The organism is Burkholderiales bacterium, from assembly GCA_013695435.1.
Taxonomy (GTDB): Bacteria; Pseudomonadota; Gammaproteobacteria; order Burkholderiales; family JACMKV01; genus JACMKV01.
The window spans coordinates 1-10,406 of the sequence record JACDAM010000296.1 but is presented as its reverse complement, the minus strand read 5'-3'; the positions used below and the strand labels follow the sequence as shown (position 1 = coordinate 10,406).

The window sequence follows — 10,406 nt, the reverse complement described above, 5'->3', positions numbered from 1 at the left end:
CACGGGTTTGCCTTTGCCGTTATCGATCGCAACCGCATTCAGCTTTTTCTGGTTTTCGACAAAATAAGCGAAACCGAAATAGCCGAGCGCGCCCTTGTCGCGCGACACGCCTTGCACCAGAACGTTGTCATCCTCGCTTGCCGTAAAGTCGCCGCGGCTGGCCTTCGATTTGCCGACTATGGCTTCCGTGAAATAGTCGAAGGTCCCGGAATCGGCGCCCGGGCCGAAAAGGGTCAGCGGCTCACTCGGCCATGAAGGATCGATCTGGTTCCAGTTCGTGATCTTGCCCTGAGCGTCTGGTTCCCAGATTTTCTTGAGCTGGGCGACGGTCATCGATTTGGCCCAGGTGTTTTTGGGATTCACGACCACGGTCAGGGCGTCGTAAGCGACCGGGAGTTCGACGTAGCGGATGCCGGCCTCTTTACAGGCTTCCATTTCTTTTTTCGAGATCGGGCGCGACGCATCGGCAATGTCGATTTCGCCGCGGCAGAATTTCTTGAAGCCGCCGCCGGTTCCGGAAATGCCGACCGTGACATTGATCGCGCCTTTTTTGGCTTTCTGAAAATCTTCAGCCACCGCTTCCGTCACCGGAAACACGGTGCTTGAACCATCGATTTTGATAAGGGAATCAGCCGCGAAAGCTGGCAGACTCAAAGCCGACAGCGCTGCCGCCGCTGCCAGTATGGTTAGCGATTTACGCTGAAACATAATTCTCTCCTGTTGGTGGGTTCTTGGCGTCAGCAAATGGTAGCCGACGCGTATTACTGTTCTGTTAATGTTTTGTGACACCTGGGTTAAGTCGCTCGGCAACCGGTTGCAGCTCGACCAGGCGAGCACGCGGGAAACGCACCGAAAAACAGCTTCCCTTGCCTGGCTCGCTGGTGATTTCAAGAGCCGCCTGATGGCGGGAAACCACGTGCTTGACGATCGCCAGCCCCAGCCCTGTGCCGCCGGTTTCGCGCGAACGGCTGCGATCGACGCGGTAGAAACGTTCGGTTACCCGCGGCAGATGATGCTGCTCGATGCCGATGCCTGTATCCGCGACCGCGAAAACCCCTTCGCCGTCCGCCACCCGCCAGGACAAGCTGATTTTGCCGGCCGCCGGCGTGTAGCGTATGGCATTGCTGACCAGATTGCCGAAGGCGCTGCGCAATTCGCGCTCATTACCGAGAAGATTTGCTTCAGACTCGACATTCAGCACGATAGCGTGCCGTCCGGCGCTCAATACCAGAGCATCCTGATAAATGCTGTCGAGCAATGCGCGCAGCTTGACGGATTCCTCGCGCAGGGAGTTATCCGCGCTCTCCAGAGCCGACAGCACCAGCAGATCTTCGACCAGGCGCAGCATGCTCGAAGTCTGTTCCCGCATCATGCCGAGATACTGGCGGATCTGCTCGGCGTCGAAATCGAGATCCTCAAACGTTTCGATGAAGCCGCTCAATACAGTCAGCGGCGTTTTCAACTCGTGCGAAACGTTGGCTACAAAATCGCGCCGCATATTGTCTACCAGTTCGAACTGGCTGATATCGCGGCTCAACAGAAGCTTCTGCCGATCGCCGACCGCAACCAGCTTGACCGACAGGCTCAGACCGGCGCCACGCGCCGACCGCAAGACCAGCGGCTCGCGTTTACCGGCATCGAGAAACACGATGAAATCAGGCAGCCGTACGAGATTGCCGATGCAGTAGCCGACGTCCTGCTGGCTATTGAGCCCGAAGTGTTCGGCGGCCGTTGAATTGAACCATTCGATGCGATTCTGCAAGTCCAGGATGACGACGCCGTAGGGCATCGCCTCGCTGGCGTCGCGCAGACGTTCGAGGTTGGAATTCAACTCCGCCAGCTCCTGCCCGCGTTTTCGCTCGACGCGGCGCAAACGGGAGAAAACCTGGTGCCAGACACCCGAGCCTCGCGGAATGGCGTCGACACGCGGTTCGGCCAGCCAGTCGAACAGGCGGGATAAATGGTCGAGCTGGATCAGGCTGACCAGAAACAAACAACCGGCGCACGCGGCCAGCGCCCACACCGCGCCGAAATACGCCCAGACCGCCACCCAGAAGATCGTCAGCAGAATGAGCGTCGTCAGGCCACGCTGCCAGATGCGATTCATGTTGAAACGGCGTACATGGCTTCGAGAAGTTTACCGGGAAGCGGGTGATGAAACCGACCTGCCTGTCATGCTTGCCCGTCGTTCGGTTTCGTGAGGCAAAGCGCGCGGTTCATGAACCGCGGTCGAGCGCGACAGTGTCGCCTGCCGCTATGCGTTCGCCTCGCGCCAGCTCTCGTCGCTGATCGTGTGCCGCACATCTTGTCCACGGACCAGGTAAATTACATGCTCCGCGACGTTTTTCGCATGGTCGCCGATACGCTCGAGCGCCTTGGCGACAAACAGGGTTTCGATCGATACCGATATGGTCCGCGGGTCTTCCATCATGTAGGTGATCAGTTGCCGCAGGATCGAGCGGAACTGGTCGTCGAGATCGGCATCTTTATTCAGCACATCGGCCGCCTGCTCGGCGTCCAGCCTCGAAAAACCGTCGAGCGCGCGGCGCAGCATTTCCATCGCCAGATTGCTGGCGATTTTGATATCGGCGAAGCCGATCCGGAACAATACGCCGGACGAATAGATCAAAAGCGCCATGCGCGCGATTTTTTCCGCTTCGTCGCCGATACGCTCGAGATCCGTAATCGCCTTCGTCACCGTCAGGACCAGACGCAGATCGCTCGCCGCCGGTTGCCGCTTGACGATGAGCTGGCCGCAATCTTCGTCGATCGACACTTCAAGCGCATCGACTTCCGAGTCAGTTGCGATGACTTTGCGCGCGAGATCGAGATTGCCCGACAGCAGCGCCTCGATCGCATCGACGATCTGGGCTTCGACCAATCCGCCCATTTGCAGGACGCGCGTTCGGAGCGCTTCGAGCTGGGTATCGTAGCGTTTCGACGAATGTTCTTTGTGCATGGGATGGGTCAAATTCAGATTTGGTGACCGTTCATTACGCCATCTGCGAAAGCCGATAGCCACTGCCGCGCACGGTCTCGATCAGATGCTCACTCCCGCTTGGCGACAAAGCCATGCGCAGGCGCCGTATGTGGACATCGACGGTGCGCTCTTCGACGAAAACATGATCGCCCCAGACTTCATCGAGCAACTGTTTGCGCGAATGCACGCGTTCGGGATGCGTCATCAGATAATGCAGCAGGCGAAACTCGACCGGGCCCAGTTCGAGCAACTGACCCTTGCCGGTCACGCGATGGGTCGCGGGATCGAGCCGCAAATCACCGATCAGCACGGCATCGTCGGTGACATGCGGCGCGCGCCGGCGCAACACTGCCTTGATGCGAGCCGCCAACTCACGCGGCGAAAACGGTTTCGTTACATAGTCGTCGACGCCGGTTTCGAGGGCGGCGACCTTGTCGTGTTCTTCCGAACGCGCAGTCAGAAAAATGATCGGCAGGGGCTTGGTGCGCTTATTCTCGCGAAGCTGTTTCGCCAGCGCGATGCCGGAGCGGCCCGGCAGCATCCAGTCGAGCAGCACCAGATCCGGAATCACATTATTGATGATCGCGATCGCGCTTTCGGCGTCCCGCGCCGGCAGCACGTTGTGGCCGGCGTGCTTGAGGTTTAGGGTGAGCAATTCGAGGATCGCGGATTCGTCTTCAACTACCAGTATCGTGGCCATTTATCGCTCTCTGCGGGCTGGGTCGGGGGCGGCTGGGTCGGGGCGGCGCCTGTCGAGAGTTTATGAACGTATTGTTACAGTGTGATGACTGGATTGTGCTCCTGTTCGCCATCGCCAGCCACGTTGGGGTGCGCCGCCTTCTCGGCATCCCGCACCTGCCTGGCAATTGCCTGCGCCCATTGCTCGGCGACATCGCGCTTTTCGGCCTCCACCATAACCCGTACCACGGGCTCGGTGCCTGAAGCGCGCAACAGCACGCGGCCGCGATCGGCCATTGCCGACTCGGCTTCCGCGACCCTGGCTTTGACTGCCGGATCGGCATCGACATTGAAACGCCGCGCGAATTTCACATTGATAAGGATTTGCGGGTAAAGCGTGAGCGCGGCTGCACATTCGGCCAAGGTCGTCTGTTTGATCCTGAGCAGATGCAGCACCTGCAAGGCCGACACGATGCCGTCGCCGGTCGTGTGTTTGTCGAGGCAGATGATGTGGCCGGAGCCCTCGCCGCCCAGTTGCCAGCCGCGCGCTTTCAGCATTTCGAGCACATAGCGGTCGCCGACCTTGGCGCGCGCGAATGGAATGTTCAGTTGCCGGAATGCCTGCTCAACGCCGAGATTGGTCATGGCGGTGCCGACGACGCCGCCCTTCAGCCGCCCTTCCTGCTGACGATGGCGCGCCATCAGAAACAAGAGTTGATCGCCGTCGAACAGCGCGCCCGACGCGTCGATCATCATCACGCGATCGCCGTCGCCGTCCAGCGCGATACCGATATCGGCGTGTTCGCGCAATACGGCTTGCTTCAGCGCATCGGTCTCGGTCGCGCCGAAACCGGCGTTGATATTGAGGCCGTCCGGCTGCACGCCTATCGAAACGACCTCGGCGCCCAACTCGTGAAACACGTGCGGGGCGACGTGATAAGTCGCGCCGTGCGCGCAATCGACGACGATGCGCATGCCGCGCAAATCGAGCTCGTTGGGGAATGCGCTTTTGCAAAACTCGATGTAGCGCCCCGCCGCATCCTTGATGCGGTAGGCCTTGCCGAGCTTCTCGGAGGCGACGGTCCTGACCAGATCGTTCAGGCCGGCTTCAATCGCGCACTCGATGCCGTCATCCAGCTTCTCGCCGGCGGCCGAGAAAAACTTGATGCCGTTGTCATCGTAGGGATTGTGCGAGGCGCTGATCACGATGCCGGCCTGGAGGCGCAGCGCGCGCGTCAGATAGGCGACGGCCGGGGTCGGCATGGGCCCGGTTAGATGGCTGTCGACGCCGGCCGCCGACAGGCCAGCCTGCAGCGCCGATTCGAGCATATAGCCGGAGATGCGCGTGTCCTTGCCGATCAAAACCGCCGGCGATGTTGAGATGGAATGCTCGCTGCGAGTCAGTACCCTGCCAGCCGCGTAGCCCAGCCGCATGACAAATTCCGGAGTGATCGGCGCAACGCCAACGCGGCCGCGAATGCCGTCGGTGCCAAAGTATTTTCGGGTCATGGGAAATGTGGGTGAGGAAAAAACGGAGTTTAGCAAGGTTGGAGATCGCGTCCTATCGAGCGGCCGCCTTCGAAACGCGGAAGCGGCTGCGACCCCGTTACGCGTCAGGCGGCGGCTCGGCCATCACCGCGTTATAGATCGCGAGCGCATCGCAGGTCGCCTTGACGTCGTGCACGCGGACGATCCGTGCGCCTTTGCAAACGGCGAACAGCGCCGCTGCGATGCTGGCGTGCACACGATCGTCGCCGTCCGGCTGCGGCGACGGCATCCTGTTCTCGCCTTGCACAAGACTTGCAAGAACCGATTTGCGCGACAGGCCGGCCAGCACCGGCAGCCCGAGCTCGCTCAATTCATCCAAACCACGCAACAGCGCGACGTTATGCTCCTTGGTCTTGCCGAAGCCGAAGCCGGGATCGAGCACGATGCGTTCGCGGCCGATGCCGGCATCCTCCAGCGCCGCGACGCGGTCAGCGAGAAACTGCCTGACCTCGGCTACCACGTCGCCATAGCGCGGGTCCTGCTGCATGGTTTGCGGCGTGCCCTGCATATGCATCAGGCAGACGCCCGCGTCCGATTGCGCGACGACATCCAGCGAGCCGGGCGTGCGCAACGCGTTGATGTCGTTGATCATCGCAGCGCCGAGGCGGATTGCTTCCCGCATGACTTCAGGTTTGTAGGTATCGATCGAAATCGGTATCGGAAAACCGCGCAGGCCGGCAAGCACCGGCATGAGACGGGCCAGTTCGCTTTCGAGTGGCACCGGCGCAGCACCCGGACGCGTCGATTCGGCGCCAAGATCTAGAATATCGGCGCCCTCGCCGAGCAAGCGATGGGCGTGCGCGATCGCGCGCGCTTCGTCCGCGTAGCGGCCGCCGTCGGAAAACGAATCGGGAGTCAGATTTACGATCCCCATGACGAGGGGACGGGAGAGCGAAAGCCTGAAACGGCCTGCGTGGAGCAAAACCGGGGGTCGGATCAAGGCCGGGGAATCGGGAATCGGATTAAATCCGGAATCGGGAATCGGGTCGGTCTGGATTTCCGATTCCCGCTTCCCGATCCTCTGTCCTTAAACTCCCTGCGCAGGGCGCGCCGTCGCAGTCGCACCCACTGTCTGTCCGCCTGAAGGGGGCGGCGGCGTGATCGGCTGGGTTGGTTTCGGCGGGCGCGGCGCCCTGCCTTCCATGATGTCGTTGATCTGGTCGGCGTCTATGGTTTCCCATTCGAGCAGCGCCTTGGCCATGATGTCGATCTTGTCGCGGCTTTGCTCGATCAGGCGGCGCGCGAGCTTGTACTGTTCGTCGATGATGCGGCGGATTTCGGCGTCGACTTTCTGCATGGTCGCCTCCGACACGTTTTTGTGCGTCGTCACCGAGCGGCCGAGAAAAATCTCGCCCTCATTTTCACCGTAGACCATGGGCCCAAGGGCATCCGACATGCCCCATTGCGTAACCATGCGGCGCGCCATTTCGGTCGCCCGCTCAAAGTCGTTGGAAGCGCCGGTCGTCATCTGCTTCATGAACACTTCCTCGGCGATACGGCCGCCGAACAGCACGGAAATGTTCTGCAGAATGTGTTCACGATCCATGCTGTAGCGATCTTCGACCGGCAACTGCATGGTCACACCGAGCGCACGGCCGCGCGGGATGATCGTAACCTTGTGCACCGGATCGGTTTTCGGCAGCAATCGGGCAACCACGGCATGACCGGATTCGTGATACGCGGTATTGCGGCGCTCTTCCTCCGGCATCACCATCGAACGCCGTTCGGCACCCATGATGATCTTGTCCTTGGCGCGTTCGAAATCGTCCATATCGACCAGGCGCTTGTTCGTGCGTGCGGCGAACAGCGCCGCTTCGTTGACCAGATTGGCCAGATCGGCGCCGGAAAAACCCGGTGTGCCGCGCGAGAGAATATCGGGGCGCACGTCCGGCGCGGCCGGCACTTTGCGCATATGCACCATGATGATCTGTTCGCGGCCGCGGATATCGGGCAAGGGAACGACAACCTGGCGATCGAAACGCCCCGGGCGCAGCAAGGCGGGATCGAGCACGTCCGGCCTGTTGGTGGCGGCGATCACGATCACCCCGGACGTGCCTTCGAAGCCATCCATTTCCACGAGCAACTGGTTCAGCGTCTGCTCGCGCTCGTCGTTGCCGCCGCCGAGGCCGGCGCCGCGTTGACGGCCGACCGCGTCGATCTCGTCGATGAAGATGATGCACGGCGCGTGTTTTTTGGCCTGCTCGAACATATCGCGCACGCGCGCAGCGCCGACGCCGACGAACATCTCGACGAAATCGGAACCGGAGATCGAAAAGAACGGCACCTTCGCCTCGCCGGCAATCGCGCGCGCCAGCAACGTCTTGCCGGTGCCCGGTGAGCCGACCATCAACACACCGCGCGGAATGCGCCCGCCGAGTTTCTGGAATTTGCCGGGATCGCGCAGGAATTCGACAAGTTCGGCGACTTCTTCCTTCGCTTCCTCGCAGCCTGCGACATCGGCGAACGTTACCTGATTCGACGTATCGTCGAGCATGCGCGCGCGGCTCTTGCCGAACGAGAACGCGCCGCCACGCCCGCCGCCCTGCATCTGGCGCATGAAGAAAATCCAGACGCCGATCAGAAGCAGCATCGGGAACCACGATACGAAAATGTTCATCAAGAGCGACGGCTCTTCCTCGGGCTTGGCCTCGATGATGACGCCATTTTTGAGCAGATCGGAAACCAGCCACGGATCGGACGGCGAATAGGTCGTGAAGCGCTTGCCGTCGGACTTCACGCCTTTCAGCACGCGCCCTTCAATCGTGACTTTCGCTACCCTTCCCTGTTTGACCTCTTCGATAAACTGGGAATATTCGACCGGGTTTTGCGCGGTCTGGCGCGTGCTGAACTGGTTGAACACCGTCATCAGCACAAGCGCGATCACGAGCCATATCGCTACAGTTTTGATCATATTATTCAAGGTGACTCCTTCTGCATCCTGCGCGAAAATTTAACAACCGATAAGCTGCCCGCCACGTCACAACGAAGCGGGACGTTTTTTCGACTCCTTGCGAGTCTTAGACGGGCTTTTACGATTCCATTCTAAACCTATTTCGAGGACGGCGGCAGTGCCGGAGCCGCCTCGGCAGCGACCGTTCGTCGGCGCTTGCCGAGCAGGTAAATCTCGTTGCTGCGTCCGCGCGAGGCTTCCGGCTTGCGCGTGACAACCTCAGTAAACAACGCCCTCATGCTGCGCAAAAACGCTTCGAATCCCTGGCCCTGGAAAACTTTGACTAGGAGATGCCCGCCCGGTTTCAAATAATTCCGGCTGATTTCGAGAGTGCGTTCGGCCAGCGCCATGACGCGCGCCTGATCGACCACGTCGATGCCAGAGATATTGGGCGACATATCCGAAATAACAAGATCAACGCCGCGCGCGGCGGCCGCCGTACGCAATTGCTGCATGACGGCGTCGTCGTCGATGCTGCCCTGGATAAACGTCACGCCGCGCAGCGCTTCCATCGGCAGCAAATCGATCGCGATGATCTGGCCGGCGGCCCCAACCAGGCCCGCGGCAATCTGCGACCAGCCGCCGGGCGTCGCGCCGAGATCGAGTACTGTCATGCCGCGCCCGATCAGGCGATCGCGCTGGTTGATTTCGATCAGCTTGAACGCCGCGCGTGAGCGATAGCCTTCGCGTTTCGCCCGCTGCACGTAGAAATCGTTGACGTGTTCGCGCATCCACGCTTTGCTGGTTCTCGAGCGTTTCATGGTCAACTCTGTCGCCGGACATTCGCATTTTCGCAGAACGGAAACGATGAGGGTTGCATCGCTGATCCGAATGAAGGAGGCAGCCGACCGGGCTCGGGACAGGAACAACTGCAAGCTAGTGTGATGCGTCAAACAGATGAATGCGTTATGACTGGTAAGAATGCGGCAAGGGCGGCGAAATCGACCATACCCACTCGCTTCGTTCTCCCTTTGAAACGGAGATTGGGGGTTTGACAAGTTGAAACTCCGCTACCCTTTATAAAGTCGGGGAAAGGCAGCCTCGGAACGACATGAGCGAAGCCCGTCAACCCAGCAACCGCGCATATTCCAGCTTGACTATCTGATAGCACTCGCAAACCCGCTTCTCGATGCCGGCCCGATCGATGAACATGATGTGGCCGCGCGTATAGCTAATCAGTTTCAGGTCAGAGAGGTGTTTCGCGGCCGCGGTAACGCCGGCGCGGCGTACGCCCAGCATCTGGGCGATCATCTCATGGGTCATCGTGATCTGTTTGGCGCCGGGCGTCCGATCGTCGGTCAACAGCAGCCAGCGGCAAAGCTGCTGCTCGAGAGTGTGATGGCGGTTGCATACCGCGGTCTGCGCGATCTGGATAATCAGCGCCTGCGTATAGCGCAGCAGCCCGTGGTGAAAGGCGCCGCCGCGCTCGAACTCGCTTTTCACCGGACCATTCCTGATGCGGAAGCTCTCGCCTCCGCCCTGCACGATCAGGCGGTAGGGCATGCTTTTACCGCCCATGAACGACGCGACGCCCGCGGCTCCCTCGTAGCCGACGACGGCCATTTCAACCGTATCTCCGTCTCGCATGGTGTGGAGCAGTGAAATGATGGCGGTGGTCGGGAAATACAGATAGTCCACAAGCTGGCCGGCTTCGTAAACGATGTCGCCGAGCGCGAACGCGTGCGGTTCAAAGTGGGCTTGCAGGCGCTCGAACGCTTCATCGGGGAGTTGCGCGAGCAGGCGGTTGGCCCGTGCGCCGCGAGGTTTCGCAATCACTGCTTGGTTCTCCTTTGCTTGCGGTTAGCCGCCGGAAGGAATAATCGAGCAAGTGCAAAACTTGACCGAAACCTCGTGAATCCCGAAACGGGCGGTCGCGGGAGGGGGTAGTACGGTACACGTTAAACAGAGAAGGGGCAAATTTTTCTCGCTTTGTGTGATACCGCACAGACATTATCGTTTTTGTACGGTAGCGGACAGACGCCCCCTTAGCGTTGTTGCAGCATCAAGTCTCCTCGATGGTTGAAACTACGGCAACCATGAACAAGGAAAGACACTCAGTGGACGCGGTTCAGAGGCGGCACGATCCGGCGATGGCCGGTGATCGAGAAATCGGTCAGGCGCCGCGCTGCGAGATCGTCAAGGTCGTGAACAAAAAATATCTGATCGATTACGAATCGTATCAACGGCGTTACCTGACGGCAGACGCGAAAGTTCTGGCGCCTTGCCACTATATCGTGCTGTGGCCATCGT

At 60.2% G+C, this 10,406-nt stretch carries 10 protein-coding genes; 1 reads left to right on the top strand and 9 read right to left on the bottom strand.

The features are described from left to right. The 9 genes from H0V78_14435 to H0V78_14395 all read right to left on the bottom strand — a co-directional run. On the bottom strand, nt 1-708 hold a 708-nt coding region (locus H0V78_14435), incomplete at its 3' end, for a PstS family phosphate ABC transporter substrate-binding protein (GenBank protein MBA2352932.1). A 64-nt stretch (nt 709-772) separates the two neighbouring features. Continuing rightward, the gene (gene phoR / locus H0V78_14430) at nt 773-2,107 is read right to left on the bottom strand and encodes a phosphate regulon sensor histidine kinase PhoR (GenBank protein ID MBA2352931.1); all 1,335 of its coding nucleotides are present in this window, start codon (nt 2,105-2,107) and stop codon (nt 773-775) included. 147 nt (nt 2,108-2,254) lie between these two features. After that, a complete protein-coding gene (gene phoU, locus H0V78_14425) occupies nt 2,255-2,959 on the bottom strand; it encodes a phosphate signaling complex protein PhoU (GenBank protein ID MBA2352930.1) in 705 nt (234 codons plus the stop codon). Between the two features lie 34 nt (nt 2,960-2,993). Beyond that, on the bottom strand, nt 2,994-3,680 hold the full coding sequence (phoB, locus tag H0V78_14420; protein ID MBA2352929.1) for a phosphate regulon transcriptional regulator PhoB: 687 nt from the start codon (nt 3,678-3,680) through the stop codon (nt 2,994-2,996). A 74-nt stretch (nt 3,681-3,754) separates the two neighbouring features. After that, on the bottom strand, nt 3,755-5,167 hold the full coding sequence (glmM, locus tag H0V78_14415; GenBank protein ID MBA2352928.1) for a phosphoglucosamine mutase: 1,413 nt from the start codon (nt 5,165-5,167) through the stop codon (nt 3,755-3,757). Between the two features lie 97 nt (nt 5,168-5,264). Beyond that, nucleotides 5,265-6,080 carry a dihydropteroate synthase gene (folP, locus tag H0V78_14410; GenBank protein MBA2352927.1) on the bottom strand — a complete coding sequence of 272 codons (816 nt, stop codon included), beginning with the start codon at nt 6,078-6,080 and terminating at the stop codon, nt 5,265-5,267. Nucleotides 6,081-6,233: 153 nt separating this feature from the next. Next, a complete protein-coding gene (locus H0V78_14405) occupies nt 6,234-8,126 on the bottom strand; it encodes an ATP-dependent metallopeptidase FtsH/Yme1/Tma family protein (GenBank protein MBA2352926.1) in 1,893 nt (630 codons plus the stop codon). Nucleotides 8,127-8,254: 128 nt separating this feature from the next. Beyond that, on the bottom strand, nt 8,255-8,917 hold the full coding sequence (locus tag H0V78_14400; GenBank protein MBA2352925.1) for an RlmE family RNA methyltransferase: 663 nt from the start codon (nt 8,915-8,917) through the stop codon (nt 8,255-8,257). 304 nt (nt 8,918-9,221) lie between these two features. Next, nucleotides 9,222-9,929 carry a Crp/Fnr family transcriptional regulator gene (locus H0V78_14395; GenBank protein MBA2352924.1) on the bottom strand — a complete coding sequence of 236 codons (708 nt, stop codon included), beginning with the start codon at nt 9,927-9,929 and terminating at the stop codon, nt 9,222-9,224. A gap of 263 nt (nt 9,930-10,192) precedes the next feature. Here H0V78_14395 and H0V78_14390 point away from each other — a divergent pair. After that, nucleotides 10,193-10,406: hypothetical protein (locus H0V78_14390; GenBank protein MBA2352923.1), on the top strand; the 214-nt coding region annotated here is incomplete at its 3' end.

Excerpts from the sequence above, each read along its gene's own strand:
- phoR (MBA2352931.1), bottom strand. The coding sequence starts at position 2,107 with ATGAATCGCATCTGGCAGCGTGGCCTGACGACGCTCATTCTGCTGACG.
- phoU (MBA2352930.1), bottom strand. The coding sequence starts at position 2,959 with ATGCACAAAGAACATTCGTCGAAACGCTACGATACCCAGCTCGAAGCG.
- phoB (MBA2352929.1), bottom strand. The coding sequence starts at position 3,680 with ATGGCCACGATACTGGTAGTTGAAGACGAATCCGCGATCCTCGAATTG.
- glmM (MBA2352928.1), bottom strand. The coding sequence starts at position 5,167 with ATGACCCGAAAATACTTTGGCACCGACGGCATTCGCGGCCGCGTTGGC.
- folP (MBA2352927.1), bottom strand. The coding sequence starts at position 6,080 with ATGGGGATCGTAAATCTGACTCCCGATTCGTTTTCCGACGGCGGCCGC.
- H0V78_14400 (MBA2352925.1), bottom strand. The coding sequence starts at position 8,917 with ATGAAACGCTCGAGAACCAGCAAAGCGTGGATGCGCGAACACGTCAAC.